This is a genomic window from uncultured Eudoraea sp. (genome assembly GCF_947490415.1).
In the GTDB taxonomy this organism is placed as follows: domain Bacteria; phylum Bacteroidota; class Bacteroidia; order Flavobacteriales; family Flavobacteriaceae; genus Eudoraea.
Window position 1 is genome coordinate 151,239 of record NZ_CANLGX010000002.1, and the last position, 26,463, is coordinate 177,701.

Here is a 26,463-nt window from a genome sequence, read left to right on the forward strand (position 1 = left end):
TGCCCCCCTATTTTGCTGAAAAGGGTAACTTCTAACTGAAGTTACCCTTTTCTCTTTTATATTTCTTTCTTCAGTCTTCCATCATCCCATTGTTATTATTAAATTTGCACTTCGCCATAATTGACATAAAAAGATGTTTGATAATTTAAGTGATAAGCTGGATAAAGCGTTACATGTCCTGAAAGGGCATGGACAGATTACCGAAATAAATGTTGCAGAGACCACCAAAGAAGTAAGAAGGGCTCTCCTCGATGCGGATGTTAATTTTAAAATTGCTAAGGAATTTACGAATAGAGTAAAAGAAAAAGCCTTAGGTCAGAATGTTTTAACAAGCTTGCAACCTGGGCAGTTGATGGTCAAAATTGTTAAGGATGAACTTACCCAATTAATGGGTGGGGATGCAGAAGGCATTAATCTTTCAGGTAATCCATCAGTTATACTTATGGCAGGTCTTCAGGGATCTGGTAAGACTACTTTTTCCGGTAAACTTGCGAATTATTTAAAACAGAAAAAATCTAAAAATCCTTTATTAGTAGCCTGTGATGTTTACAGGCCGGCGGCCATTGATCAGCTGCATATTGTAGGAGATCAGATAGGAGTGGAGGTGTTTTCAGATAAGGAAAATTCGGACCCGGTAGCCCTTGCAAAGGCCGGAATGGCGCATGCTAAAAGCAATGGCTTCAATGTTGTAATTATTGATACCGCAGGACGTTTGGCCGTAGATGAGCAGATGATGACTGAAATTGCCAACATCCGCGATGCCGTAGATCCGCAGGAAACCCTCTTTGTCGTTGATTCCATGACAGGTCAGGATGCGGTGAATACAGCAAAGGCATTTAATGATGTGCTAAATTTTGATGGTGTTATTCTAACCAAACTGGATGGAGACACACGTGGTGGTGCGGCTATTTCTATAAAATCTGTCGTTGATAAACCCATTAAATTTATTGGTACAGGGGAGAAAATGGATGCTATAGATGTCTTCCACCCTTCGCGTATGGCCGATCGAATACTGGGAATGGGTGATGTTATTTCTTTGGTAGAAAGAGCCCAGGAGCAATTTGATGAGGAAGAAGCTCGTAAAATTCAGAAAAAAATTGCCAAGAATAAGTTTGGTTTTGATGATTTCCTCAAACAGATACAACAGATCAAGAAGATGGGTAGCATGAAGGATCTCATGGGGATGATACCAGGTGCAGGTAAGGCGCTAAAAGGAATGGATATAGATGATGATGCATTTAAACATGTTGAAGCCATTATTCACTCAATGACTCCTGATGAAAGATCCAATCCATCTAAACTTGATGCCAACAGGAAAAAGAGAATCGCCAAAGGCAGTGGTCGAACTATACAGGAAGTAAATCAATTGCTGAAGCAATTTGACCAAATGAGTAAAATGATGAAAATGATGCAAGGCGGTGGTGGCAAAAAAATGATGCAGATGATGCAAAATATGAAATAACAGGTTTAAACCAATAACTATTAAGTAAATGACCCTTCTCAACGGAAAAGAAATTGCAAATCAAATTAAAGACGAAATTGCCGCTGAGGTAGGCAAAATTAAATTACGGGGGGAAAAAGTGCCCCATTTAGCTGCGGTACTTGTTGGAAATGACGGTGCGAGCCTCACCTATGTAGGAAGCAAGGTACGCTCCTGTAATCGTATAGGTTTTGAATCTACTCTTAAACATTTACCTGAAGACACTTCAGAAGAGGAATTATTAAAGCTGGTAAATGAACTCAATAACGATCCGGAAATAGATGGCTATATAGTCCAATTGCCTTTGCCTAAACACATTGATGAACAAAAAGTGTTAATGGCAGTAGATCCCGATAAGGATGTAGATGGTTTTCATCCCGCAAATTTTGGTAAAATGGCCCTGGATATGGAATCCTTTATACCTGCTACTCCATTTGGGATCATGGAATTATTAAAAAGGTATGAGGTCGCTGTTGAGGGGAAACATGCCGTTATTATCGGTCGCAGCCATATTGTTGGCAGGCCTATTAGTATATTGCTTAGCCAGAAAGGTAAATTTGCGAATGCCACAGTAACCTTAACCCATAGCAGGACTAAAGATATTAAGGCCTTAACATTACAGGCAGATATTATCGTTTCTGCCCTGGGAGTACCTGGTTTTCTAACTGAAGATATGGTACGTGAAGGAGCGGTAATTATTGATGTTGGCATCACCAGGGTTCCAGATGAGAGCAAGGAGAGAGGTTATTATATAACAGGTGATGTTGATTTTGAGGCTGTTAGTAAAAAAGCATCTTATATTACACCCGTTCCCGGCGGAGTGGGGCCTATGACTATTGCAATGCTTCTGCAAAACACACTTTTGGCCCGTAAAAGGCGTACTCAAAAAAAATAATAAAAATTCTTTTGTTCTGGCCAGAATAATGGGAAGAGAAATTTGATGATTTAAGGGAAATGAGTACCTTTTGTCGCAAATCCAACTTCTATGTTCAAACCTGTTTTTTTTCTTAGTTTTCTAATTATTTGTTTGTCGGGATGTCAATCGGCTGAAGAAAAAACATCCGATATCGCTATTAAAGTTTCATTCTCTGATAATGTCAGTTCCAGAGCACAAGATGGTCGATTATTGCTTATGCTATCTACAAATGATGAAGCTGAACCGCGTTTCCAGATAAATAGCGGACTTAAGACTCAAGTGGTATTTGGGATGAATGTAGACGGAATGGCACCAAATGTGGAACAGACTTTTGATGCTTCAAACTTTGGATTTCCTTACACTAGTTTAGCAGAATTACCAGCGGGTGAGTATTGGGTACAGGCCTTATTACATACCTATGAAACATTTAATTTAAGTACTGGTCATACAGTAAAATTACCCATGGATAATGGAGAAGGGCAGAAATGGAACAGGTCTCCCGGTAATTTGTACAGCAAACCATTTAAAGTTACTATCCCGGAAAATGGAGATCTGGAAATAGCGGTAGTCATGGATCAGGTGATTCCACCCATTGAAGAACCTGAAGATACCGAATGGATAAAACACATTAAGATGCGTTCCGAAAAACTTTCGGAGTTCTGGGGAAGGGATATCTATTTAGGTGCTCATATCCTGCTTCCAAAGGGTTTTGATGAGCATCCGGAAGCAAAGTATCCGCTTATGATATTCCACGGACATTTTCCAAATGATTTTGGGGGATTCAGAACTGTTCCGCCAGATCCAAACCTTGAACCGGATTATGCGGAGCGCTTTAAGGTTTCAGGTTATAATATCATACAGCAACAAGAAGCCTACGATTTTTATAAAAGATGGAACGAACCCGATTTTCCGAGGTTCCTGGTCATTGAAATACAACATCCAACTCCTTACTATGACGATTCATATGCCGTGAATTCTGCAAGCCAGGGTCCTTATGGCGACGCCATTACCCATGAGCTCATTCCATATATTGAAAAAGAGTTTCGGGGCTTAGGAGAAGGCTGGTCACGTTTTTTATACGGAGGATCTACTGGTGGCTGGGAAGCGCTGGCGGTTCAGGTTAAGTATCCGGAAGAATATAACGGGTGTTTTGCTGCTTGTCCGGATCCAATTGATTTTAGTGCCTATGTCCTTACAAATATATATGAAGATGAAAATGCATATTATTACAAGAGTGACCATAAAATGCTGGAAGTACCTGCCCATAGAGACTATTTAGGTCAGATTCAGTCTACTGTGCGTGACGAGAATCATCTGGAATTGGTTTTGGGAGATAAATCGCGCTCCGGTCAGCAATGGGATATTTGGGAAGCCACTTATTCCCCTCAGGGAAAAGAGGGATATCCTGAACGTATATGGGACAAAAAGACTGGTCTTATAAATCCTGAAGTAGCAAATTACTGGAAAGAGAATTATGACCTCCGCCATATTCTGGAGCGAGACTGGGATAAGCTGGGTGATAAGTTAAAAGGTAAGATTAATATTTACTGTGGGGATATGGATAACTATTATTTAAACAACGCAGTTTATAAAATGGAGGAATTCCTTGAAAATACGTCAGATCCATATTATGATGGGGAAGTTTTATATGGTGACAGGGCAGAACACTGCTGGAATGGGGACCCAAAGGAACCCAACCATATTTCCAGGCTAAGATACAACAGCATGTATGTTCCTAAGATCATGAAAAGAATTGCAGAAAGTGCTCCCCCGGGAGCTGATCTGAAAAGCTGGAGGTATAAATAATATAAAGTATAAAAACACTATTAAAAGCCTTAAGAATCATTATGAATACTAGAAAATTTGGAAGAATAAACTGGACAGTTAGTGAGATTGGTTACGGAATGTGGGGAATGGGAGGATGGACTGAATCTGATGATATCCTTTCTGCAAAATCTTTGGATCTTGCCGTTGAACATGGAGTTAACTTTTTTGACACCGCATGGGGCTATGGAGAGGGGCATAGTGAAAAACTGCTTGGTCAACTCCTTCGCAGACATCAAAACACCAAACTTTATACAGCAAGTAAAATACCTCCAAAAAACTTTAAATGGCCGGCAAAACCCGAGTATTCATTTGAAGAATCATATCCAACAGAACACGTTTTTGACTATACTCATAAAACACTGAAAAATTTGGGATTAGAACAGATAGACCTTATGCAGTTTCACACATGGGACGATGGTTGGACAGACAGGGAAGAGTGGAAAAGAGCGGTGGAGGATTTAAAAAAACAGGGTAAAATTGCGGCTATGGGAATAAGTGTAAACAGATGGGAGCCTGAGAATGGAATAGAGGCTTTAAAAACCGGATTGATTGATGCAGTACAGGTGATTTATAATATTTTTGACCAGGCTCCGGAGGATGTCTTATTTCCCTTATGTAAAGACCTTGATATAGCTGTGATTGCAAGGGTCCCCTTTGACGAGGGCACCTTAACAGGTAATATTACCAGGGAAACTACCTTTCCTGAAGGCGACTGGCGTGGAACCTATTTTGTGCCTGAAAATTTAAATGCCAGCGCAGACAAGGCAGATTTACTGAGGCCGCTCATTCCTGAAGGTATGAGCATGGCCGAAATGGCATTGCGATTTATTTTAATGAATTCTGATGTGAGCACTATTATACCTGGTATGCGAAAGCAAAGAAATGTATTGTCCAATGTTAGAACCAGTGATGGGATTGGGCTGCCAAAAGGACTTTACGAAGAACTAAGAAAGCACAGATGGGACAGAATACCCACGGCATGGTCACAATAAAAAGGTTGGAGATGGATAAAAAGAAATTTACCAGCCAGGTACTGGCCGCCATTTTTTTCTATACGTTATTTTCTGTGATTTTAGGAAAAGACTATTCTATGGATGCCATTTTTAATGAATTTAAAGGAGGCGTAGTCTTTGGGGTTATATACGCGCTCATCATCTGGTTGTGGTACAGGTATAAAAAAAAGTAATAGGAAAGCAGGCCTATTTAGCGAACAATTGCCCCATATCTTTAAATGCCTTAAACTCCAGAGCATTACCCGCGGGGTCTAAAAAAAACATGGTGGCTTGTTCTCCAACCTGGCCTTCAAAACGTATGTAAGGTTCAATAATAAACTGTATTCCCTTAGCTTCTAATTCTTTGGCAAAAGTTTGAAAAGTATCCCAGGGTAATACCACCCCGTAATGAGGTACCGGAACATCTTTACCATCCACCGGATTGGAATGTAACGAATCTTTAGACTTTGGCTTGTAATGAATTACTAACTGATGTCCAAAAAGATTAAAGTCAACCCAATGGTCGCTGCTGCGGCCCTCCTCGCAATTAAGGACTTCTCTGTAAAAAGTTCGGCATTCGTCCAGGTTATGCACAGGAATCGCGATGTGAAATGGTGAAATAGTAGCCATAGGAAGTGATTTAAGCGGTAAAATTAGCCCTTTTCTTTGATTTCAAAAAATCTATAATTTGTTTATTTATATTGTCCTGATGCATGGAATGACCTAATCCACGGGTACTGATTAGTTTGCTGTTCTTCCAGTTAGCATGTACTTTTTCTGAGTTGTGATATGGAGTTATCGGATCCTCTATATCATGTACTAGCAATCCTTCAATTTGAATCTTTTGTACAAATTGGGAAATGGAAAAATCTTGAATTTCAAATCCAAAATGTGCCTGAAAATAATCGTCCAGGGCGGAAAGTACCTTGTTGTTGAAACCTAACAGATTTTGATAGTACTCCATAAGTTCAGAAAGTTCAGATGGGGAGCCGATGGTTACGATCTTTTGAATGGAATTACGTGGATAAATGTATTGGTGATACAGGGCCGTCATACCTCCAACGGAATGCCCAATTATAAAAGTGGGTTTATAATGTTTTACGATATGTTGCGCACATTCCGCATATAACGGGACATTGAATATTCCACCCGATGAATTCCCGTGGGCAGGTGCATCAAACGCAACTATAGCAAAATCTTCGTCACTCAGAAAACTTATCAGGTTACGCCAGCGAAATGAATTACTCTCCCAACCATGAAGTAATAAAACGGTTTCTTTAGTTCCTGCCCAGGAATAAGTTTGTATTTGTTTACCACCCACTTCAATCATTATATCCTCCGCTTTTTTTAAAAAGGAGGCTTGTAAGGGAAGCACTTTGCCTTTTCGGGGTGAACTAAATAGCGTGAATGCCTTTTCTCCTACCAGTTTTTTTGAGAAAAAAGCAAGGATATTAAAATAGGCGCCATAAGATAGGGCAAGAAGGCGATTTATTAGTTTTTTCATTTTTAGTATCAAATTAACCGGATGGGTGCAAAAATACTGAGATACCCTTATTGCTAACCTGGCCAATTATCAAAATTCTTGACGTTTAGATAATATTCAGTACAATAACTATTATTTAATATCCAGGATAAGGAAACACGGGTAAATATTAATCCCAACTAATCATCAAATATTTGATTTTCGCATCATCGGGTATTTGCACCTCTTCAATATTAATACTGGTATCATAGCGCAGACTTGCAGGTAATTCTTCTTTATCTATGGTGAAATACACATCGCTATTCTCAATAAATATAATTACGTTATTTAAGGAGGTTACTATTTTCTTTATGACGCATTTATCTTTAATTTCCTTAAATGTGCTTTGTAGCCCAATTCCTTTTTCTGTTTTAAATCTGGGGTCTAATACACGTATTATCCCAATTTTTGGAATACTATCCCCATTTGGGGTTAAGGTCAGCAAGTGCTGTCCCCCTTTTTCAAAGACTTTTATAGTGTTAGCATTGGATACTAAAGTGGGCAGTGAAGTATCCCTGACTATTGAATCATTGCTATAAATAGTTTCCAGATCACTTACAGGACTTGTTCGCATTAGTTTTCCAACTTGCAAATTGTTAATCAAAAAGTCTGGATCACTTTCATTTTTACAATTTATTAAGATCAGTGCTATTACTAAAACAGATATATGTTGAAGTTTTTTCATATTTTACTATCGCATAACTTTTTTTAAAACGCCCAGAACCCCACGAATGAAGGTTGCACTGGTCAATACTTTTATAATTGGATTTTGACGTGTGCTTCTTCGGGTTGTTGTTCTTCTTGTGGATGTTCTTCGGGTTTGATATTCTTTTTCTTTTTCTGCTTCTTTTTCTGCTTCTTTTTCTGCCCTTTCTATTTTTTCATTTAAGATCTCATAGGCACTTTCTCTATCAATAACATCATTGTATTTTTTTACCAGTTTCGATTGATTAATTACAGAATCCAATTCACCATCAGATAAAATATCCATTCGACTCATAGGGGCACGTAGCATTGTAGCTGCAAGGGGGGTGGGCCTTCCTTTTTCATCTAAAGCGGTAATAAGCGCCTCCCCGATGCCAAGTGAAGTTAGTACCTCTTTGGTGTCATAATACGCTGAGATAGGATAGTTCTCTGCCGTTAGTTTAATGGCCTTGCGATCTCTTGCGGTAAAGGCTCTCAGTGCATGTTGTACTTTCAGGCCTAATTGAGCGAGCACTGCATTAGGCACATCTGTAGGATTTTGTGTAACAAAATAAAGCCCAATACCTTTAGAACGAATTAGTTTTACAATACTTTCAATCTGGTCCAATAAGGCATCTGAAGCTTCTTTAAAAATTAAATGCGCCTCGTCTATAAAGAAAATCAGTTCGGGTCTGTCACTGTCTCCCTGTTCCGGGAATGTGGAATATATTTCAGCTAATAAACTCAGCATAAATGTGCTGAATAATTTAGGTCTGTCCTGTATATCTGTTAAGCGAACAATATTTATATAACCTCTTCCATTTTCATCAATGCGCGTAAGGTCTTCCACGTCAAAGGATTTCTCGCCAAAAAACAAATCGGCACCCTGTTGTTCCAATTCTATAATTTTCCTTAGTATAGTTCCTGTTGAGCTCGTTGATATTCTTCCATATTCCTTTGCAAACTCTTTTTTGCCAGTGCCTGTAGCGTATTGCAAAACCTTTTTGAAGTCTTTCAGATCTAATAAAGGCAGTTTGTTATCATCACAATATTTAAAAATAACAGCTACAATTCCTTCTTGGGTTTCAGATAAATCCAGAATACGGGAAAGTAAAATAGGTCCAAATTCAGAAACTGTCGCTCGGAGTTTTACACCATCTTGTTCTGAAAGAGATAGAATTTCAACCGGAAAGCTTTTGGGTTCAAAAGGCAATCCAATCTTCTCATGTCTTTCATCTATTTTAGGGTGTCCGGGGCTTGGCTGCGCTATCCCGCTGAGGTCGCCCTTTAAATCCATCAAAAGTACCGGTATTCCTTTATCAGATAGGTTTTCCGCAATTACCTGCAGTGTTTTCGTTTTCCCTGTTCCGGTGGCACCAGCTATGAGTCCATGTCTGTTCAAGGTCTTTAACGGAATTTTTACGTGGGCCCCGGTAACTGTTTCTCCATCTAACATCGCCGCACCCATTGTTATAAAATCGCCCTTCGTCGTATACCCCTTTTCTATATGTGCATAGAATTCTTCTTTGGTACCCATTTGGTATATTTTTTGATAAAAATAGGGTAATTTTAACCAACAATAAAACCAAAATCGAATGAAAAAATATTTACAATTAATTACTATTCTCTCTTTAGTTTGGTGTTCAGCGGTAAGTGGGCAGGAAGATTCAGGTATTACTTTTCACCAATCCCATGAAGAAAAGAAACGGAGTGCACCATATAGTGATGCAGTGGAATCCGGAAATCTTTTTTTTCTAGCCGGTCAAATAGGAATGGACCATTCTACAAGAACTATGGTTGTGCCCGGAATTAAAACGGAAACGGAACAGGCAATTAAGAATATACAGGCAGTATTAGAGCATCATGGACTAACTTTAAACAATGTTGTTAAATGCACGGTAATATTGAGTACTATGGATGATTTCTCGGCATTTAATGAAGTTTATTCCAAATATTTCACAAAGAAACCTGCACGAACAACTTTTGCCGCCAGCGGCCTGGCCAGAAATGCGAAGGTCGAGATAGATGTAATAGCCGTTAAAAATTGAATTTATTCCGGAAATTACACTCAAAATACCATCTTGTATATGTTATCTTTGCGGGATGATGAATAAGGAGGTTTTAGAATTGGTAAACACAGGGGTAATGCTCCCTCTCATGGAAGAATTCTATACTATTCAGGGAGAAGGCTTTCACAAAGGTACTGCTGCTTACTTTATACGTGTTGGTGGTTGTGATGTAGGTTGCCATTGGTGTGATGTAAAAGAAAGCTGGAATGCCGAGACCCATCCACCAACGGCAATAGAAAGCATTGTTCATAATGCTGCACGTTTTTCTGATACCATAGTGGTAACCGGTGGGGAGCCCTTAATGTGGGATATGGGACCTTTAACCGAAGCCCTGAAAAATAAAGGACTCAATACACATATAGAAACTTCAGGAGCATACCCCTTGTCGGGAAAGTGGGACTGGATATGTTTGTCGCCTAAAAAAAACAAGCTGCCTGTAGCCCCAATTTACGAGCGGGCTCACGAGTTAAAAGTAATTGTCTACAACAGGAATGATCTGGTTTTTGCAGAAGAGCAGGCAAAAAAGGTTGGTAATAGCTGTATTTTGTACTTGCAGCCAGAGTGGAGTGTAAGGGATAAGGTAACTCCTATGATTGTAGATTATGTAATGAAAAATCCAAAATGGAAAGTATCCTTACAAACTCATAAATATCTGAATATTCCCTAAGTTTTAAGATGTATGCTAAGGATAGCGGCTTTTAGCCGGCTTAGTAAATACTAAAGAATTAAGCCAATATTTATAAAGAGAAGAGAATTATCTTCCCCCGTTATTTTGAAGATCAAGGATACACTCAGCATCCAAAGTGGGAACCGCTGCACCTTTGGAGATTTTGCTTTTTTCCAAAATACTCATCATACCTCCGCCAAATTGCAATTCACCTCGCATAAGGCATCCCGATACATCGCAATGATTTTCAAAATCTGGGTCCTCATGAGGATTCACCATTTCAGTTCCAAGATCAACAAGACCAAAAAGATGTCCAAATTCATGGTTAAGGGTAGATGTTTCCACATCAGACACCGTAATAAGTGAACTCTGATTTGCAAGTTTACGCACCACACCTTCATGGATAACCATTGAAGTGTTTCTATATACGGCACCAAGAGTTACAATTCCTTCATCTTCATTATCGGAATCAGACGGAGCATCAGCAAAATAAATATAAATAGCAAGTGTCTCTCCTTCATTATATTCTGTCCTGTTCTCACTTTCAAGATTGGCTATCTCCTGTAATGTTAGCGTTTCTTCGTTAGGCGAAGGCAATTGCCGGTATATTACCTGAATATTTTCCTTAAAAGTCCGATTTCTAAGATAGACTTCAAAATTATTCATGGTCTCCGTTGTAGGCCTGAAACCATCAACGTAGGCGGCTTCTATTAACAAAGTTGTGAATTTGGTATTGGAGAGAATATCATTGGCAGAAGCTCCGGTGGCCAGTAAATTGGCTGATTTGTCAATGCCACCGGTTGGCGTATCGTCACTGTCTTTTGAACAATTTAAGAATAAACCAATGGTCAGCAATATAATTAGTATTCGAAATTTTTTCATAGCAAATTTAATTTTCCTTCAGGACAAAATTACGTATAAAATACAACGTTAATTTCAAGTTTCTATTATGGTTGTGTTCCAAGCCTGGCTAAATAGTCGTAATGGGTACCTTCACAAAGAAGCTCATAGCTCAAATTTTGTTGTTCAGCAACCTGCTGAAGCCGCTTATAATCTATATACAACCAATTAAAAGGGGCGCTTTTTAACCCCTTGTACTCCATTGTAAATTGGACTTCACCATAATATTTCCCATTATCCGGGATCCAGTAACCACCATCATCATCTGCTTCAAACATGTAAATTATATCACTGGAATCCACCAAAATCTGACCTCCGGGATTCAATAATCCTTTTAAATGACCTAATAAACGGGCTAACTCATTTAACGACCCCGCTATTCCTACCCCATTCATCAACAGAAGAATAGTATCAAATTTCATACCAGAGTAATCATAAATATTTGAGTGTATGACATTGTTTACTCCCCGCGACTTTGCTGTGATTACAGCCCCTTCAGATTCATCAAGGCCGGTAACTTCAACACCTTTATTTTGCAAATAGAGACTGTGGCTGCCAGACCCACATCCCACATCCAATACGTTTCCCCGGCAGAGATCTAAAGCTTTTTGTTCTATCAAGGGCATAGCCTCATAATCCCGGAATAAATAAGGCAGCGGAAGTATGTCTTTCTCGTCCAGTGAGGAGTAAGTTATAATATCTTCAGAATAATTGCCATTCTGAAAATCAATCAGAGCCCTGCCAAAAATATCCCTGGTCATTTAAATTTGTAATTTTACCTGCAAAAGTGAACTTTTTGAGTGGAAAGTAAAAAAACTCAACGAATTAATCTATGGAATTTAAAGAGCCTGATGGAAGAACAACTTAAAAACTTACCCTAAAGGGCAAAAGAAAAGCAAACGGAAAACAAAAGGTTCTTTGCGAAACTAAAAAAGAGGCCACCGCGCAATTTGGACTATATTATGCAGGAGTTACACCAGGCAGAATTTAAAAAAACAAAGTGCCTGGATTGTGCTAATTGTTGTAAGACTACCGGACCACTTTTTACAAATACAGATATTGTCCGAATAGCTAAAAGTCTTAAGCAAAAACCTCAAAAATTCATAGATACTTATTTAAGAATTGATGAAGACAATGATTTTGTACTTAAGCAAGTTCCTTGTGCATTTCTTGGTGAGGATAACTATTGTTCCATATATGCTGTAAGACCAAAAGCCTGTCAGGAATTCCCCCATACCGATCGGAAAAAATTTCAACAGATTACAAATCTTACACTTAAAAATGTAGCCATATGTCCGGCTGCGTATAACATTGTGGAAGACATGAAAAGGAGAATTAAGATGTAGGCAAATACCGGAATAGTTCGTATTACAAGACTGTTCTCCCGAAAAAAATTAATCTGAAAATAAGTAACTTTACATTTATGGAGGTTTTATTAAGCTATTTTGAAAACATACCGTCTTCGCACAGGAGTCTTATTCTGGTTTTAGGAATAACCTTTTTTTGGCTTCTTGAAGGTGCATTGCCGCTTTTTAATTTCAAGTATAAGAAATGGAGGCATGCTCTTCCTAATTTCTTCTTTACACTCACCACAATTGTTATCAATTTTACGCTGGCCTTTGTGTTGTTGAAATCCAGCGATTGGGTCACTGCTAATAAATTTGGTATTATAAATTGGTTGCCCGAAATTCCTTTATGGCTCTATGTCATTTTAGGCGTTTTACTCCTGGATTTTTTTGGGGCCTATCTGGCACACTATGTTGAACACAAGGTGAAACCCCTATGGATGATTCATTTGGTTCATCATACAGATCATGAAGTAGATACAACCACGGCCAACAGACATCACCCACTGGAGAGTCTTATCCGTTTTACATTCACATTAATGGGAGTATTTATAGTGGGTACGCCTATAGGAATAGTAATGCTTTATCAATCTTTGTCTCTTGTTGCTACTCAATTTAGTCATGCTAATATCCGCTTACCAAAAAAAGTGGACGATATTCTTAGTTGGGTGGTTGTATCTCCTGACATGCATAAGGTGCATCACCATTACAGACTGCCTTATACAGATTCCAATTACGGTAATATTTTCTCTGTCTGGGATCACATCTTCGGGACTTTCATGAAACTAGACCGGGGTAATATTGTCTATGGTGTGGATACTTTTCCTGACAAAAAGGAAAATGGAAGTGTAACCGGTCTGCTTAAGCAACCTTTCCACAAGTATAGGAAGCCAACCACTATGCCAGCAGATAAGTAGAGATTATTTGTAAAGGAGATATTTACTGCGTATTTGTTTAAATTTTTCCAGGTCACTCTGCCAGCTGTTTTTTATCTCTTTTTCGCTTAAACCTGCTTCAATTTGTTGCTGTAGTTTTTCCGTGCCGGCGTGTTTGGTAAATCCGCTGCGGTTAAAGACCAATTTTTTATCTGTTGCATTATTATATGCGTCAATTAACCATTGCAAAGATACTTCGCTCATTCCGGGCCAAGCAGACAGGTCCTTACCAAAGCATTTTTTTCCTGTATGCTTGGGGTTTTTAGAACCAAAATTGGGTTTTGGAACATAGCTAAAATCATAGGCAGAACTGTCCAGAAAAGGGGCTCCATATCTTTGAAATTGACTTTCTGTACCACGGCCGGCATTAACATTCGTCCCTTCAAAAAGTCCCAGACTGGGATAAAGGTTAATGGCTGTCTGGTTAGGAAGATTGGGTGAAGGTCTGACAGGAATACTATAACTTGAATTATGTTTATAATTTCTGAGAGGTATGACTGTTAAATCAGCCTTGATGCCTTTTTCCAGCCATCCTTCTTTATTAATCATATGGGCATATTCCCCTATGGTCATGCCATAGACCAGGGGAATGGGGGTGAGGCCCAGAAACCCCTTATGTTCAATTTCCATTGTTGGCCCGTCAACATAATGACCATTAGGATTGGGCCGATCAAGGATTAAAACAGGAATACCATTTTCTGCACAGGCTTCCATTACTAATTGCATAGTGGCTATATATGTATAAAATCTAACCCCCACATCTTGAATATCAAAAACCACAATATCTAATTTGTCTAATTGTGATGAAGTGGGTTTTCTGTTTTTACCGTAAAGGGAGATAATGGGAAGCCCGGTTTTTGTGTCTGTACCATCTTTTACATGTTCTCCGGCATCTGCCATTCCGCGAAACCCGTGCTCAGGAGCAAAAACTCTTTTTATATCAATATCCAGGGATAATAACGAATCTACAAGGTGTGTAAAGGACTCATTCTCTCTATTTTCTGAATCGTAGTTCTTAAAAATAATACTGGTCTGATTGGCGACTACCCCCACCTTTTTTTTACGCAAGTATGGAAGGTAATCTTCGGTAGAATTGGCACCAACAATAATGACTGAATCTTGCAGTTTTTTGGTAACCGGGAATTCCAAAGCTGCCGAATCCGTATCTTTTTTTACCGGGTTTCCACAGGCAGTTAGTATCAAAAGCCACAATAAAAATGTATTTTTGAACCTGGATAAAAAAGCCATCTATTGAATTTAGAATTTTTTATAGCAAAACGCCTTATTAAAGGTAAGGAGCATAAAATTAGTATATCCGCGCCAATAATAAAAATAGCCATTGCCGCAATTGCATTAGGGATCATGATGATGCTTATTGCTATTGCCACCGGAGTAGGATTAAAACACAAGATTCGGGAGAAGGTTGCTGCTTTTAATGGCCATATTCAAATCTATAATTACGATAATAATGTTTCTGATGTTTCCGTGGTTCCGGTATCGGTGAATCAGGAATTTTATCCGGAATTTACATCTGTGGATGGAATTTCACATATACAGGCCGTTGCAAGTAAGGCGGGGATCATAAGGACCGAGGATACATTTGAAGGAATTATTGCCAAAGGAGTTGGGAAAGATTATAACTGGGAAGTGTTTAGTGAATATTTACAGGAAGGGCGACTGCCGGACTTTAAGGGAGAACTAAATACCGAGGTGCTAATGTCATCTTTGATGGCGAGAAGGCTTCAATTGAAAACAGGCGATGAATTCTTTACATTCTTTTTAAAGGATGAGGACCCATCCAAAACTCCGAATCAAAGAAAATTTAAAATCGTAGGAATCTATGATAGCGGATTTGAAGAGTTTGACGCCAAGTATGTTTTTACAGACATCCGTCACATTCAAAGGGTTAACAAATGGCAGGAAGATCAGGTAGGTAACTTTGAAATTTTCCTTTACAACTTTGAAGATATTGATGCTAAAACCAAAGAAATATACGGTAAAACACTCAGTGATCTGGATACGCAAAATATTAAGAATAAGTATTTCAAAATTTTTGAATGGATTGGTTTGTTTGATTTTAATATCGCCCTTATCATTGGAATAATGATTATAGTTGGCGGGATAAATATGATCACAGCACTGCTGGTGTTAATATTGGAAAGAACACAGATGATAGGAATTCTTAAAGCCTTGGGTTCGGCAAATTGGAGTATTCGTAAAGTGTTTTTATATAATGCAACTTATCTGATAACCATTGGTTTACTTTGGGGCAACCTATTTGGTCTTGGGCTTATCTGGTTTCAGGAGACATACAGGGTTTTTAAATTTCCTAATCCCAAAGAGTATTATATCGACTATATTCCGGTGCACATAGATTTCCCCACAGTTTTAATTTTAAATCTAGGCGTACTTGTGTTATGTCTTCTGATGCTTTTAATACCATCTTTTATTATAACAAAAATCACACCTGTAAAAGCTATTAAATTTGAATAGTAAAGCCAGGTTTTTGTTTTCCTTTAACAGGAGCCCGTATCTATGGACTAATTTAAAAAATATCTGAATCTCAAACCATTCCTAAAAGCAATTGCTGAAATCTACTTCTTGAAAATACTATCTTTACATAGCCTATGAATTATGCCAAAAATATCCTGGAAACCATTGGAAACACCCCTTTGGTAAAAATAAATAAATTAACAGCGGAGTTGCCATGCCTGGTTTTGGCTAAGTATGAAACATTTAATCCGGGAAACTCGGTAAAGGACCGGATGGCCGTTCAAATGGTCGAAGATGCCGAAGCCGAAGGGAAATTAAAGCCGGGAGGCACTATTATTGAAGGAACCTCTGGTAATACTGGAATGGGCCTGGCCCTTGTTGCGGTAGTAAAAGGGTATAAAATGATCTGTGTGATTAGTGATAAACAATCCAAGGAAAAAGTAGATATTCTAAGAGCAATGGGTAGCGAAGTTTATGTATGTCCCACAGACGTGGCCCCCGAAGACCCACAAAGTTATTATTCTACCGCCAGAAGACTTTCGGAAGAGATTCCAAATTCATGGTATGTAAACCAGTATGATAATCCATCCAATACTAAAGCCCACTTTTTGACTACGGGGCCGGAGATCTGGGAGCAGACTAACGGTAAAGTAACCCATTTTGTGGTAGGGGTGGGTACCGGAGGCACCATTTCCGGAGTAGGTACCTTTTTAAAGTCAAAAAATCCAAATATTAAAATTTGGGGAGTAGATACTTATGGCTCAGTATTTAAAAAATATCACGAAACAGGCATATTTGATCAAAATGAGATATACCCTTATATAACGGAAGGTATTGGAGAGGACATTTTGCCAAAAAATGTAAATTTTGATATCATAGACGGATTTACCAAAGTAACAGACAAAGATGCAGCTGTATACACACAGCGTTTGGCAAAAGAAGAGGGGATGTTTCTTGGTAATTCTGCAGGTGCCGCGATTAAAGGTGTTCTCCAGCTAAAGGAAAAATTTAACAAAGACGATGTAGTGGTGGTTCTTTTTCACGATCATGGTAGTAGATACGTGGGTAAGATTTTTAATGATGACTGGATGAAAGAACAAGGCTTTTTAGACAAATGATTTTAATTTAACTAGATATGAATTTTAGAAGATTAACAAGCGTACTGGTATTTCTCTTTTTTTGCGTTCAATTAACCGCCCAGAAGCTTTCGAAAGTTGAAAGAAAATTGGTTAAAACGGTTGAAGTCAATAATACTGAAGCCATCAATTTTTTGGAAAATGTTGTTAATATTAACAGCGGAACTTTAAATGCAAAAGGCGTAAAGGAAGTAGGGATGGTTTTTAAGAATGCCTTTGAAGACCTGAATTTTAGCACCAAATGGATTGAGATGCCTCAGGAAATGAATAGGGCCGGTCACTTTTTTGCGGAAACAGAGGGTACAAAGGGTAAAAAATTATTGCTGATTGGCCATCTTGATACCGTATTTGAAGAAAACAGCCCTTTTCAGGAATTTACACGGGTCAATGACAGTACAGCACATGCACCTGGGGGCAATGACATGAAAGGAGGAGATGTAATAGTCCTTTATGCTTTAAAAGCGCTGCATGCAAATGGTTTGCTGAATGATGCTCAGATTATAGTAGCATTTACCGGTGATGAAGAAAGTACGGGAAAACCTCTGGAAATAAGTAGAAAAGATTTGATTGATGCGGCAAAGCGAAGCGATATTGCACTCGGATTTGAGACTTCTACGGGGTTCAATTATGCCACTGTAGCAAGGAGAGGGTCTTCCGGATGGGAACTGGAGGTTGAAGGAAAACGCGCCCATAGCTCTGGAATATTTAATGAGCGCGTCGGGGCCGGTGCCATTTTTGAAATGTCAAGAATATTAAATGCATTTTATGAAGAAGTTCGTGGAGAGGAATACCTGACTTTTAACCCCGGGATACTTATGGGGGGTACTTTTGTTGATTATGATGAGTCTACCGGCAAGGGAGAGGTCTTCGGGAAAAGTAATGTAGTCTCTCAAACCGCTATGGTAAAGGGAGGCTTGCGTTTTATTTCTGAAGAACAAAAGGAAGAGGCGAGAAATAAGATGAGGGAAATTGTGGCAAACAACCTGCCTCAGACATCGGCAACAGTAAGTTTTACAGATAGTTACCCGGCAATGGTACCTACTGAGGGAAATAACAGGCTCCTGGCAGAGCTAAATCAGGTAAGCCAGGATCTGAATCAGGGTGAGGTAATAGGCTATGATCCGGGTAAAAGGGGAGCGGCTGATACTTCTTTTGTGGCCAATTATGTCGATTGTCTTGATGGTTTAGGTACTATGGGAAGCGGAGCTCATACACCTGAAGAGACGGTAAATTTGAACACCATTGAAGCTCTTACAAAAAGAACCGCGGTACTTATTTATAGATTGATCAATCAATAGTACATGGTAAATCTTGGTTCAGGAAACGCAAAAGCTTGCATAGAGGGAGGTGAATTAGTAAGTTACAAGTTCAACGACTTTGAGTATATTCATCAAAAAAGAAGTCCGGGTTGGCGCAACTCGGATACTGAAATGTTTCCTGTCATCGGCCCGACCGCTGATGCTGGTTTCAGGGTTCATGTTCCAAGGGGGAATGCTATTCAGGACCAGCATGGATTATTGCGTGAATTGGATTACGAGCTTTTTTCGGGTACAGAAACAACGGCTCAATTTGTAAAATCTTATAAAGCCGGGACGGTTGTCAAAAATTCCAAATTTCCCGACAAATCCACTGCTCAGTTACTTATCTGGCCCTTTAGTTTTGAATTCTACAAGAGTTATAAACTCTCTGAAAATAGTCTTGAGATTAGTTTTAGGATTTCCGGCGAAAAAGATATGCCCTTTATGCTGGGGTATCATCCTGCATTTAAACTTTATACAGATAATCCCACTGTAATTGCCAAGGATCAGACAATTACATTGGATACTGTTATAGAGGCCGGGAACAAGGCCCTTGAAGTGGCTGATTGCCAAAGTGTTATTTTAAAGGATCAAAAAAAGTTAAACATAAAAACCGAAGGCTTCAAACATTTTATGTTGTGGACTGAGGTGCCGAATATGATATGTATTGAGCCGATAACCTTTTACCCTTATGCCGTAGATCAAATGCAGCTACATGATGGTTTTGACTACCTGACTGAAGAAGATCGTAATTTTAAAGTCACTTTAATTCCATAATTTAATAACCTGTTTATAAAAATTAAGAATCTGTATTAATCCAAATAATCTGAAAAAAAATGAGAGTACTGCTGGAACGTCACTACGGTTATCTTTTTGAACCGGAATTGTTAGATGAGATCGAAGCTAATGGGAAATGTAAACTCATAAAACAAGGGGAACGATTATTGGATATTGGACAGGAAATAACTGTTATGCCTTTAATTTTTAGTGGAGCTATAAAGATTCTAAGAGAAGACGATCAGGGTGATGAATTGCTTCTTTATTTTATTGAAAAAGGGGATACCTGTGCAATGACATTTTCCTGTTGCCTGGGGAGCGGTAAAAGTGAGATAAGAGCGATAGCTGAATCAGATACGGAGTTATTAATGATTCCTATAGAAAAAATGGATGAGTGGATGGCCAAATACCAAAGCTGGAGAGAATTCATTTTGGATAGTTACCATACCAGAATGTCGGAATTGCTGGAAACGATAGATACTTTGGCATTTATGAAAATGGATGAGCGCATAATGAAGTATCTTAAAGACAGAGCAATGGTAACCAATGATGATATTATATATTCCACACATCAGGATGTTGCCCGGGATTTGCACACTTCACGAGTAGTCGTGTCAAGGCTGTTGAAAAGCCTGGAGAGAGAAGGTAAAATAGAACTCAGCCGAAACCATATAAAAGTACTGGCGTTATAGACTTAGACCTTCATTAAATCTGTAACAAGTTGCAGGAAAGTTCATCTTTAATAGTATTAAATAAATAAACGAAAAGATGAAAATATCATTAATCCTGACTGCAATTCTGGTATTAATAATAACAAGTGAGGGCAATGCACAAATTGAATTGATTTTTAATGGGGTTCAATTAGAGGAATCTCTCCAAAGTGCAAAGGACAAAATTGAACCATTTACCGAAAAAATGGTATTATTTGAAGTAGAAAATCCCACCTTTCCCTTATCCAAAGACCTTGAAGCCCATCTGGTTTGTAGTAATTACAAATCAAGTTACGGTACTATTTCCGAGTTGGTATTTACATTTGCTGATGATAAACTGGTATATATTCAGGCCCATGGAAATGCGATTGAGGCTATAACCGCTATAACAAAAGATACGGTTCAGAACTATATGGATTATAGATTCTATCCAAAAGATCATATGGTTACCAAACCTTCAGAGGACAAAGTTTGGATTTTAACGGAGGATGCTATGCATCCAAATTTATTCACCTGGGATAACCCTTATTTGCCTTCCAACAAAGAGCCAAAAAAAATCACATACACTTCTGGGAGAATTCCCGATGTTATAAAATTGGGGGGTAATTTAGATCAATTAAAAACCAATTTAGAAAGAGCATCTGATTTCACCTTTACTATGGAATTGGACGGGAGTGATCCTAATGCACAATTGCAGATAGATTGTTTTGGAATTGAATATGCCGGTTTCCCCAGAAAATTTGAGGCGCGTTTCGGGGATGGTAAACTCAATGTTTTGTGGATACTAACCGGTAAGGGGGAGGAAGATCGCATTAGACAGAAACTTATATCTGAATATGGGCCGGTAATTTTTAAAGATGACAACTGGGAGGTTTTTGATAACTGGCAGGTAATACTGCGTAAAGACAAACCGGAGGTCCTTGTGCTTACAGAAGAACTGGCTGTTTTCTACAAAAGAGATTACTTTAAACAATAACAATTATTATCTTTTGGTTTCCACTTATACGTAATTGCAATTGGTAAGTCTTTCATTTATTGATTAAATAGTACTTTTGATTAATGCGAAAATTTTTCCCAATTCTGCAAACGCTGCGAAGCTATAAAAGGAAAGAACTTCCAAAAGATATCCTCGCGGGTTTTAATGTAGCTATAGTGCTTATTCCACAAGGAATGGCGTATGCTATGATAGCCGGTTTGCCTCCGGTATACGGCTTGTATGCCTCCTTAATGCCGGTATTGGTGTATGTGTTGTTCGGTACTTCGAGAGCTCTTGCAATTGGACCTGTAGCCATGGATTCCTTGCTCGTAGCGGCAGGTTTGGGGACCCTGGCAATCGTGGGATTGGAGAACTATATTGCTCTTGCAATTTTGCTCGCCTTTATGGTGGGCGTTATTCAATTTGTTTTAGGCATTTTTCGAATGGGATACCTGGTTACCTTTTTGGCTAAACCGGTAATCAGCGGATTCACATCTGCGGCTGCCGTGATTATAATTTTTAGTCAGTTAAAGCACTTGCTTGGCGTGGAGATGGCGGGGAGTAATCAGTTTCACCGAATTTTTCTAAATGCTATTCAAAAAATTCCGGAAACGAATTTTTATGATTTGGCCATAGGTTTAACGGGTATTTTGCTACTTATCGGCTTAAAGAAATGGAGTAGACATATCCCCGCAATTCTTATTATCGTTGTTCTTGGAATTTTATCCGTGTATTTTTTAAATATGGAATCTCTGGGTATTAAGATTGTTGGTACAATTCCAAAAGGGTTACCTGGTTTTGTTTTACCGGTAATTGAAATGGACAATATAATGCAACTTTGGCCTATTGCAGTAACACTTGCTCTGATTGGATATCTTGAAGCTATTTCAATTGGCAAAGGTATTGAAGAGAAGAATGACGAAGATCGGATTGATGCCAATCAGGAATTAGTGGCATTAGGTTCTGCCAATATGTTAGGATCCTTTTTGCAGTCCTACCCTGTTTCAGCAAGCTTTTCCAGATCTGCGATAAATGATGAATCCGGATCAAAAAGCACACTATCCGGATTGTTTACGGTACTTCTGGTTTTGGTAACGCTCATGTTTCTTACGCCGCTTTTTTATTATTTACCAAATGCAATTCTTGCAAGTATTATTATGGTATCTGTTTATGGTTTGATCGATTTGGAATATGCAAAACGGTTGTGGATCTATAGAAAAGATGAATTTATTGTTTTGATACTCACATTTTTGATAACCCTGTTTATCGGAATTACTCAGGGCATTCTTACAGGGGTCCTAATCTCTCTTTTGTTAATGGTTTACAGAACTTCCAAGCCTCATTTCGCAGTATTAAGTAAAATAAAAGATTCAGACTACTACAAAAATATTTCACGCTTTGGAGATGAAGTTATTTTACGGGATGATCTGCTCATTGTGCGTTTTGATTCCCAGTTATACTTTGGAAATTCGGATTATTTCAAAAATCAGCTTTTTAAGTATATGAGTAAAAAAGGGGATAATTTGAAAGGAGTAATATTAAATGCTGAGGCGATTAATTATATAGATTCCACAGCTACCAGAATGTTAACTAAAGTCATTAAAAAAATCAGGAATGATGGAATTGAGTTCTATATTGCCGGTGCCATAGGTCCGACAAGGGATATTATTTTCAGGAGCGGTATAAGTGATGTACTGCCCAAAGAATTCCTATTCGTTAAAATAAAAGAGGCGGTGGCCCACTTTGATCATACAGATAATCCCACCGGCGAACATGAAAGAGTGGCTTATCAGCGGAATGAACCCCGTAACTAATGTTACTCATTTTAGAGCTAGAAGCAGTATTTTTGAAAAAAATTAAGAACAAAAGCTATGATCATAGAACAGATTTATACCGGATGCCTTGCACAGGGAGCGTATTATATTGAAAGCAACGGCGAAGTTGCTATCATTGATCCCTTACGCGAAGTAATTCCTTATATAGACAGGGCGAAAAAAAATAAGGCTGAAATAAAATATATTTTTGAGACCCATTTCCATGCCGACTTCGTTAGTGGGCACGTTACATTAGCCAAGGAAACCGGGGCGCCTATTGTTTTCGGTCCCAATGCAAATCCTGCTTTTGAAGCAATCATAGCTAAAGATGGTCAGGAATTTCCACTTGGAGAAATTACCATAAAAGTATTGCATACTCCTGGACATACTATGGAAAGTACCACTTATCTGCTGAGGGACAAGACAGGTAAGGACTATGCTATTTTTTCAGGAGACACTTTGTTCCTGGGTGATGTAGGAAGACCAGATCTTGCCCAGAAAGCGGCGGATATGACGAAAGAAGACCTTGCCGGACTTTTGTTTGATAGTTTAAGGAGTAAAATTATGCCACTGGCAGACGATGTTATTGTTTATCCTGCGCACGGTGCCGGTTCAGCTTGCGGTAAGAACATGATGAAGGAAACTGTGGATACCCTGGGAAACCAAAAACAAATGAACTACGCGCTGCGGGCTAATATGACGCGAGAGGAATTTATAAATGAAGTTACCGATGGCCTGCTTCCACCACCTAAATATTTTCCTTTAAATGTAAAAATGAATAAGGAGGGATATGAAGATATAGGTGATGTGTTAAAACGCGGTATGGCAGCACTTTCGCCAGATGCTTTTGAATTGGCAGCGAATGAAACCGGGGCTCTTGTATTGGATGTGCGGAACCAGGATGAATTTGTAAAAGGACATATCCCACGTTCTATTTTTATTGGTTTGAACGGCGATTTTGCCCCATGGGTGGGTGCTTTGATTGCCGATGTTAAACAACCCTTATTATTGGTGACCCCGAGAGGAAAGGAAGAGGAGACAGTAACACGTTTGTCCAGGGTAGGATTTGATAACACCTTAGGTATCCTAAATGGTGGTTTTGATGCATGGGAAAAAGCGGGTAAAGATATAGACAAGATCATCGCATTATCCGCAGAAGAAGCCAAAGTTGTATTGAAAGATAAGCATTTACCCATTTTTGATGTTCGGAAGGAAAGCGAATTTAAAGCAGAACATCTGGTTGATGCAAATAATGCCCCATTGGATATATTAAACGATCATTTGGCTGAATTTCCTAAAAACGAAACCTTTTATCTGCATTGTGCGGGGGGGTATAGATCCGTTATTGCTGCCTCTATTCTCAAGGGCAGAGGAATACACAATTTGGTAGACATTACAGGAGGCATTGCCGAGCTGAAAAAGGCGGGAATGGAGGTAACTAATTATATCTGCCCCACTACGCAGTAATATGATTAAGATCATGGTTTGTGTTAGTTACCCATCTTACTTTTAAAGACGGAATATAAAGGTAAAAGTGCTTTTTTACCTTTTTAAAAGTTTGGGATTATGAAACGAAACATGGGAAGAATCGATAAGATTATTCGCTTTACCGTTGCCGTTATTATTGCCTTATTGGTATACTACGAGGTAGTTGAGGGGGCGATTTCTTATATTTTATTAGCGGTTGCCGCTGTTTTTGTATTGACCAGTCTAACAGGCTTTTGTCCGCTTTATGGTGTTTTTGGTTTAAATTCATGCAAGGTGAAAAAAGTGGATAAACCTTAAAATTTCCATTAAAAACTTGATTGAATTAATAAATAATTAGTCTTCTGCGATATGAAGTTAATAAGTATTCCTTTGGTTGATTGGAGTAATGGCATAATAATGATTGCTGTTTTTGCCTTTGTTGTGATTGCAATGATTGCTGTTTTGGTAAGTCTTATGAATAGTGGCAAAAGGAGATAAGTAAATTGAGTTTACAAGTATTTCCGGCAGATTATTGAGTGCTTTTTCTTGAGATCCTTATTTTTTAGGTGTCTGATGATATTTTATTCTTCATATTTACTCATATTGATAAAAAGTTTATAGTTTTAGATCTTTATAAAGCAACTCTTTATATATAAACCATCTCATAGTTACTATTTGCTACAGGAAATGATTAAAAACTTTATTGAAAGGATTGGAGCAATGAATGTATTATTACTTCTGGTTGTTCTGTCCATAATTGTTGTTTCAGAATATATGTTTCTATCCGGAAACAAATTAGATGCCATCTTTGTTGCCTTTTGGGCTCCAACTATTTTGGGCTTTATGAACTATTTAAAGTATAGAAAATAATGGATTTTATCTTGATTTACTCCATTATTGTAGCTATCATCTTTGTGATTTGGTTATTTTTTGTGGTTCGGATGTACAATGAAATGGATAAATATAAATAGATTCACTTACACATCTGCTTTTTGCGGAAGTCGCTCCTCAGACCTTTTGCACAGATTTAAGGATACCTGAAGAAAAGTCCAGTATTGAGTTTGGGTTTTTTACCCTGTGCGTTTGAATAAGTCGGGTTGTTTCCAGATTGTCTTTTTGCGGCGTAATATATGCTAATATATCTTCAATAGAATTAACAGGAGCACTTTGGGGAACAAATCCGTAACCGGAATATACACCTTCCTGTACAAGCACTAATGCGTCTTCATCAATAGTTCTTCCTTTGTCTTTTATGATATACGTTTGTTTTTCCGACAACATATTATCAATTGCAGCCTGTACCCTTTTATTATAGGCTGCCGCCGCTTCTTTACCACGGCAAATACCTTTGCAGTTAGCTACCCTGAAATGTGAACATGAATCTACGTTTTCCTGTAAATGGCAATATTTAGGGCATAGATTATAGGCGATACACATTTGTTCTATAAAAAGGCGGCAGTCTGTGGTATTGTAAAAAGTAATCAAGGATCGCGGTACCTGGCTTAATTTGTTAAATGCAAGGTGCATTATCCCTTGCCGGTCTTCATAGGAGAAAACCCCATAAGGAACCACATTTCTTTTTTGCGCCCTGTTGTATAAGGGGTAATGATGTTTTATGGCGGCAGATTCCATTAAAAGCGCTAACAGCTCATTGCCTGAAAGTTCAAAATCTATATTAGAAGTCTCTCTGCACATTTGCACTTCTTTGGTAGACTTATCGTAAAAGTGGCTTAGGACCCTTTTCTTAATGTTTTTGGCTTTTCCAACATAAATGTTCTCCCCTTTACTGTTTTTAAAGTAGTAGATACCCGGTTTTGAGGGTAGCCTTTCATATACTTCCCGTTGTAGGGAAGGAGGCAGTGTTGCCTCTTGAGAACGGGCATTTAAAAATGAACTAAAAACAGTCTCGGAATTTTCTGTTTCCAATAATTTTCTAAACAAAATGACGGTAGCATGTGCATCACCCCGGGCCCGGTGCCTGTCTGTAATAGGTATATCTAATGAAGTACACAATTTACCCAGGCTGTATGAAGAAAATCCCGGAATCAACCTTCTGGATAAACGTACGGTACAGAGTTTTTTTCTGACGAAGGAAATACCAATAGTTCTGAATTCTTCTTTAATTACGTTGTAATCGAAATTAACACTGTGGGCCACAAAAATTGTGTCCTGTGTTATTTCCAAAATCTGGGGAGCAATCTCCATAAGTGTTGGTGCATCGCGCACCATATGGTTGTCAATTCCTGTTAGGCCGGTAATAAAATAAGGAATTTCACATTCAGGATTTACCAGTGAGGTGAATTCATCCACCACCTTTTGACCATCAAACTTAAAGATGGCTATCTCTGTTATTTTATTGCCCTTTATACCGTTTCCGGTAGTTTCTATATCTACGATGGAATACAATACTTCTATTTAATGGAATTTGAAGAGGTAAGTTAATAAGAAAAATCA

27 protein-coding genes and 1 pseudogene are annotated in these 26,463 nt (G+C 38.5%); 20 read left to right on the forward strand and 8 right to left on the reverse strand.

The genetic code is table 11. The annotated features are described in order from the left end of the window. Nucleotides 1-133 precede the first annotated feature (133 nt). From ffh to Q0874_RS05625, 5 genes are all read left to right on the forward strand, one after another. The gene (gene ffh, locus Q0874_RS05605) at nt 134-1,462 is read left to right on the forward strand and encodes a signal recognition particle protein (RefSeq protein ID WP_299160491.1); all 1,329 of its coding nucleotides are present in this window, start codon (nt 134-136) and stop codon (nt 1,460-1,462) included. 28 nt (nt 1,463-1,490) lie between these two features. After that, nucleotides 1,491-2,375: a bifunctional methylenetetrahydrofolate dehydrogenase/methenyltetrahydrofolate cyclohydrolase FolD gene (folD, locus tag Q0874_RS05610; RefSeq protein WP_299160493.1), complete on the forward strand. Its 885-nt coding sequence runs from the start codon at nt 1,491-1,493 to the stop codon at nt 2,373-2,375. 90 nt (nt 2,376-2,465) lie between these two features. Next, nucleotides 2,466-4,202 carry an alpha/beta hydrolase-fold protein gene (locus Q0874_RS05615; RefSeq protein ID WP_299160495.1) on the forward strand — a complete coding sequence of 579 codons (1,737 nt, stop codon included), beginning with the start codon at nt 2,466-2,468 and terminating at the stop codon, nt 4,200-4,202. Nucleotides 4,203-4,243: 41 nt separating this feature from the next. Beyond that, nucleotides 4,244-5,215: an aldo/keto reductase gene (locus Q0874_RS05620; RefSeq protein WP_299160497.1), complete on the forward strand. Its 972-nt coding sequence runs from the start codon at nt 4,244-4,246 to the stop codon at nt 5,213-5,215. A gap of 11 nt (nt 5,216-5,226) precedes the next feature. Further along, nucleotides 5,227-5,409 (forward strand): hypothetical protein, encoded by a 183-nt coding sequence (locus tag Q0874_RS05625; protein WP_299160499.1) that lies wholly within the window; start codon nt 5,227-5,229, stop codon nt 5,407-5,409. A 13-nt stretch (nt 5,410-5,422) separates the two neighbouring features. Here the strand turns inward: Q0874_RS05625 and Q0874_RS05630 are convergent, their stop codons facing one another. From Q0874_RS05630 to Q0874_RS05645, 4 genes are all read right to left on the reverse strand, one after another. After that, nucleotides 5,423-5,845 carry a VOC family protein gene (locus tag Q0874_RS05630; RefSeq protein ID WP_299160501.1) on the reverse strand — a complete coding sequence of 141 codons (423 nt, stop codon included), beginning with the start codon at nt 5,843-5,845 and terminating at the stop codon, nt 5,423-5,425. A 10-nt stretch (nt 5,846-5,855) separates the two neighbouring features. Continuing rightward, a complete protein-coding gene (locus Q0874_RS05635; RefSeq protein ID WP_299160503.1) occupies nt 5,856-6,719 on the reverse strand; it encodes an alpha/beta hydrolase in 864 nt (287 codons plus the stop codon). Between the two features lie 148 nt (nt 6,720-6,867). Next, nucleotides 6,868-7,422 carry a hypothetical protein gene (locus tag Q0874_RS05640; RefSeq protein WP_299160505.1) on the reverse strand — a complete coding sequence of 185 codons (555 nt, stop codon included), beginning with the start codon at nt 7,420-7,422 and terminating at the stop codon, nt 6,868-6,870. A 6-nt stretch (nt 7,423-7,428) separates the two neighbouring features. After that, nucleotides 7,429-8,958 carry a helicase HerA-like domain-containing protein gene (locus Q0874_RS05645; RefSeq protein WP_299160507.1) on the reverse strand — a complete coding sequence of 510 codons (1,530 nt, stop codon included), beginning with the start codon at nt 8,956-8,958 and terminating at the stop codon, nt 7,429-7,431. A gap of 58 nt (nt 8,959-9,016) precedes the next feature. On the opposite strand from Q0874_RS05645, the gene Q0874_RS05650 reads away from it, so the two are divergent. After that, entirely contained in the window at nt 9,017-9,469 is a 453-nt protein-coding gene (locus tag Q0874_RS05650; protein WP_299160509.1) for a Rid family detoxifying hydrolase, read from the forward strand. 55 nt (nt 9,470-9,524) lie between these two features. Then, nucleotides 9,525-10,157, forward strand: coding sequence for a 7-carboxy-7-deazaguanine synthase QueE (locus tag Q0874_RS05655; protein ID WP_299160511.1), 633 nt, complete (start codon nt 9,525-9,527; stop codon nt 10,155-10,157). 87 nt (nt 10,158-10,244) lie between these two features. Here the strand turns inward: Q0874_RS05655 and Q0874_RS05660 are convergent, their stop codons facing one another. Then, nucleotides 10,245-11,039 carry a hypothetical protein gene (locus tag Q0874_RS05660; RefSeq protein ID WP_299160513.1) on the reverse strand — a complete coding sequence of 265 codons (795 nt, stop codon included), beginning with the start codon at nt 11,037-11,039 and terminating at the stop codon, nt 10,245-10,247. 65 nt (nt 11,040-11,104) lie between these two features. Next, on the reverse strand, nt 11,105-11,818 hold the full coding sequence (locus Q0874_RS05665) for a bifunctional 2-polyprenyl-6-hydroxyphenol methylase/3-demethylubiquinol 3-O-methyltransferase UbiG (protein WP_299160515.1): 714 nt from the start codon (nt 11,816-11,818) through the stop codon (nt 11,105-11,107). Between the two features lie 90 nt (nt 11,819-11,908). On the opposite strand from Q0874_RS05665, the pseudogene Q0874_RS05670 reads away from it, so the two are divergent. Together Q0874_RS05670 and Q0874_RS05675 are read left to right on the forward strand one after the other, a co-directional pair. Further along, nucleotides 11,909-12,403: pseudogene (locus tag Q0874_RS05670) on the forward strand (YkgJ family cysteine cluster protein). 77 nt (nt 12,404-12,480) lie between these two features. Beyond that, the gene (locus Q0874_RS05675) at nt 12,481-13,320 is read left to right on the forward strand and encodes a sterol desaturase family protein (RefSeq protein WP_299160517.1); all 840 of its coding nucleotides are present in this window, start codon (nt 12,481-12,483) and stop codon (nt 13,318-13,320) included. 3 nt (nt 13,321-13,323) lie between these two features. On the opposite strand, the gene Q0874_RS05680 is transcribed toward Q0874_RS05675, so the two are convergent. Continuing rightward, on the reverse strand, nt 13,324-14,586 hold the full coding sequence (locus tag Q0874_RS05680) for a DUF1343 domain-containing protein (RefSeq protein ID WP_299160519.1): 1,263 nt from the start codon (nt 14,584-14,586) through the stop codon (nt 13,324-13,326). 3 nt (nt 14,587-14,589) lie between these two features. On the opposite strand from Q0874_RS05680, the gene Q0874_RS05685 reads away from it, so the two are divergent. The 11 genes from Q0874_RS05685 (at nt 14,590) to Q0874_RS05735 (ending at nt 24,879) form a co-directional block, all read left to right on the forward strand. Continuing rightward, a complete protein-coding gene (locus Q0874_RS05685) occupies nt 14,590-15,831 on the forward strand; it encodes an FtsX-like permease family protein (RefSeq protein ID WP_299160521.1) in 1,242 nt (413 codons plus the stop codon). A 134-nt stretch (nt 15,832-15,965) separates the two neighbouring features. After that, nucleotides 15,966-16,949 (forward strand): PLP-dependent cysteine synthase family protein, encoded by a 984-nt coding sequence (locus Q0874_RS05690; RefSeq protein ID WP_299160523.1) that lies wholly within the window; start codon nt 15,966-15,968, stop codon nt 16,947-16,949. A 17-nt stretch (nt 16,950-16,966) separates the two neighbouring features. Continuing rightward, complete coding sequence (locus Q0874_RS05695; RefSeq protein ID WP_299160526.1) at nt 16,967-18,265, forward strand: M20/M25/M40 family metallo-hydrolase; 1,299 nt, start codon at nt 16,967-16,969, stop codon at nt 18,263-18,265. Between the two features lie 3 nt (nt 18,266-18,268). Continuing rightward, nucleotides 18,269-19,042, forward strand: coding sequence for an aldose 1-epimerase (locus Q0874_RS05700; RefSeq protein ID WP_299160528.1), 774 nt, complete (start codon nt 18,269-18,271; stop codon nt 19,040-19,042). 59 nt (nt 19,043-19,101) lie between these two features. Continuing rightward, nucleotides 19,102-19,734 carry a Crp/Fnr family transcriptional regulator gene (locus tag Q0874_RS05705; RefSeq protein ID WP_299160530.1) on the forward strand — a complete coding sequence of 211 codons (633 nt, stop codon included), beginning with the start codon at nt 19,102-19,104 and terminating at the stop codon, nt 19,732-19,734. 76 nt (nt 19,735-19,810) lie between these two features. Beyond that, complete coding sequence (locus tag Q0874_RS05710; protein WP_299160531.1) at nt 19,811-20,728, forward strand: hypothetical protein; 918 nt, start codon at nt 19,811-19,813, stop codon at nt 20,726-20,728. 83 nt (nt 20,729-20,811) lie between these two features. After that, entirely contained in the window at nt 20,812-22,542 is a 1,731-nt protein-coding gene (locus Q0874_RS05715) for a SulP family inorganic anion transporter (RefSeq protein ID WP_299160533.1), read from the forward strand. Nucleotides 22,543-22,599: 57 nt separating this feature from the next. Next, nucleotides 22,600-24,009 (forward strand): rhodanese-like domain-containing protein, encoded by a 1,410-nt coding sequence (locus Q0874_RS05720; protein ID WP_299160534.1) that lies wholly within the window; start codon nt 22,600-22,602, stop codon nt 24,007-24,009. A gap of 99 nt (nt 24,010-24,108) precedes the next feature. After that, a complete protein-coding gene (locus Q0874_RS05725; protein WP_299160536.1) occupies nt 24,109-24,327 on the forward strand; it encodes a DUF2892 domain-containing protein in 219 nt (72 codons plus the stop codon). Between the two features lie 51 nt (nt 24,328-24,378). After that, complete coding sequence (locus Q0874_RS05730) at nt 24,379-24,507, forward strand: hypothetical protein (protein ID WP_299160538.1); 129 nt, start codon at nt 24,379-24,381, stop codon at nt 24,505-24,507. Nucleotides 24,508-24,696: 189 nt separating this feature from the next. After that, nucleotides 24,697-24,879 (forward strand): hypothetical protein, encoded by a 183-nt coding sequence (locus Q0874_RS05735; RefSeq protein ID WP_299160539.1) that lies wholly within the window; start codon nt 24,697-24,699, stop codon nt 24,877-24,879. 138 nt (nt 24,880-25,017) lie between these two features. Here Q0874_RS05735 and Q0874_RS05740 read toward each other — a convergent pair whose 3' ends face one another. Further along, nucleotides 25,018-26,415 (reverse strand): exonuclease domain-containing protein, encoded by a 1,398-nt coding sequence (locus tag Q0874_RS05740; RefSeq protein WP_299160541.1) that lies wholly within the window; start codon nt 26,413-26,415, stop codon nt 25,018-25,020. Between the last annotated feature and the right edge of the window lie 48 nt (nt 26,416-26,463).

Bases quoted from the DNA above. Each gene is read 5' to 3' on its own strand.
- ffh (WP_299160491.1), top strand. From the start codon at position 134: ATGTTTGATAATTTAAGTGATAAGCTGGATAAAGCGTTACATGTCCTG.
- folD (WP_299160493.1), top strand. From the start codon at position 1,491: ATGACCCTTCTCAACGGAAAAGAAATTGCAAATCAAATTAAAGACGAA.
- Q0874_RS05615 (WP_299160495.1), top strand. From the start codon at position 2,466: ATGTTCAAACCTGTTTTTTTTCTTAGTTTTCTAATTATTTGTTTGTCG.
- Q0874_RS05620 (WP_299160497.1), top strand. From the start codon at position 4,244: ATGAATACTAGAAAATTTGGAAGAATAAACTGGACAGTTAGTGAGATT.
- Q0874_RS05625 (WP_299160499.1), top strand. From the start codon at position 5,227: ATGGATAAAAAGAAATTTACCAGCCAGGTACTGGCCGCCATTTTTTTC.
- Q0874_RS05630 (WP_299160501.1), bottom strand. From the start codon at position 5,845: ATGGCTACTATTTCACCATTTCACATCGCGATTCCTGTGCATAACCTG.
- Q0874_RS05635 (WP_299160503.1), bottom strand. From the start codon at position 6,719: ATGAAAAAACTAATAAATCGCCTTCTTGCCCTATCTTATGGCGCCTAT.
- Q0874_RS05640 (WP_299160505.1), bottom strand. From the start codon at position 7,422: ATGAAAAAACTTCAACATATATCTGTTTTAGTAATAGCACTGATCTTA.
- Q0874_RS05645 (WP_299160507.1), bottom strand. From the start codon at position 8,958: ATGGGTACCAAAGAAGAATTCTATGCACATATAGAAAAGGGGTATACG.
- Q0874_RS05650 (WP_299160509.1), top strand. From the start codon at position 9,017: ATGAAAAAATATTTACAATTAATTACTATTCTCTCTTTAGTTTGGTGT.
- Q0874_RS05655 (WP_299160511.1), top strand. From the start codon at position 9,525: ATGATGAATAAGGAGGTTTTAGAATTGGTAAACACAGGGGTAATGCTC.
- Q0874_RS05660 (WP_299160513.1), bottom strand. From the start codon at position 11,039: ATGAAAAAATTTCGAATACTAATTATATTGCTGACCATTGGTTTATTC.
- Q0874_RS05665 (WP_299160515.1), bottom strand. From the start codon at position 11,818: ATGACCAGGGATATTTTTGGCAGGGCTCTGATTGATTTTCAGAATGGC.
- Q0874_RS05675 (WP_299160517.1), top strand. From the start codon at position 12,481: ATGGAGGTTTTATTAAGCTATTTTGAAAACATACCGTCTTCGCACAGG.
- Q0874_RS05680 (WP_299160519.1), bottom strand. From the start codon at position 14,586: ATGGCTTTTTTATCCAGGTTCAAAAATACATTTTTATTGTGGCTTTTG.
- Q0874_RS05690 (WP_299160523.1), top strand. From the start codon at position 15,966: ATGAATTATGCCAAAAATATCCTGGAAACCATTGGAAACACCCCTTTG.
- Q0874_RS05695 (WP_299160526.1), top strand. From the start codon at position 16,967: ATGAATTTTAGAAGATTAACAAGCGTACTGGTATTTCTCTTTTTTTGC.
- Q0874_RS05700 (WP_299160528.1), top strand. From the start codon at position 18,269: ATGGTAAATCTTGGTTCAGGAAACGCAAAAGCTTGCATAGAGGGAGGT.
- Q0874_RS05705 (WP_299160530.1), top strand. From the start codon at position 19,102: ATGAGAGTACTGCTGGAACGTCACTACGGTTATCTTTTTGAACCGGAA.
- Q0874_RS05710 (WP_299160531.1), top strand. From the start codon at position 19,811: ATGAAAATATCATTAATCCTGACTGCAATTCTGGTATTAATAATAACA.
- Q0874_RS05715 (WP_299160533.1), top strand. From the start codon at position 20,812: ATGCGAAAATTTTTCCCAATTCTGCAAACGCTGCGAAGCTATAAAAGG.
- Q0874_RS05720 (WP_299160534.1), top strand. From the start codon at position 22,600: ATGATCATAGAACAGATTTATACCGGATGCCTTGCACAGGGAGCGTAT.
- Q0874_RS05725 (WP_299160536.1), top strand. From the start codon at position 24,109: ATGAAACGAAACATGGGAAGAATCGATAAGATTATTCGCTTTACCGTT.
- Q0874_RS05730 (WP_299160538.1), top strand. From the start codon at position 24,379: ATGAAGTTAATAAGTATTCCTTTGGTTGATTGGAGTAATGGCATAATA.
- Q0874_RS05735 (WP_299160539.1), top strand. From the start codon at position 24,697: ATGATTAAAAACTTTATTGAAAGGATTGGAGCAATGAATGTATTATTA.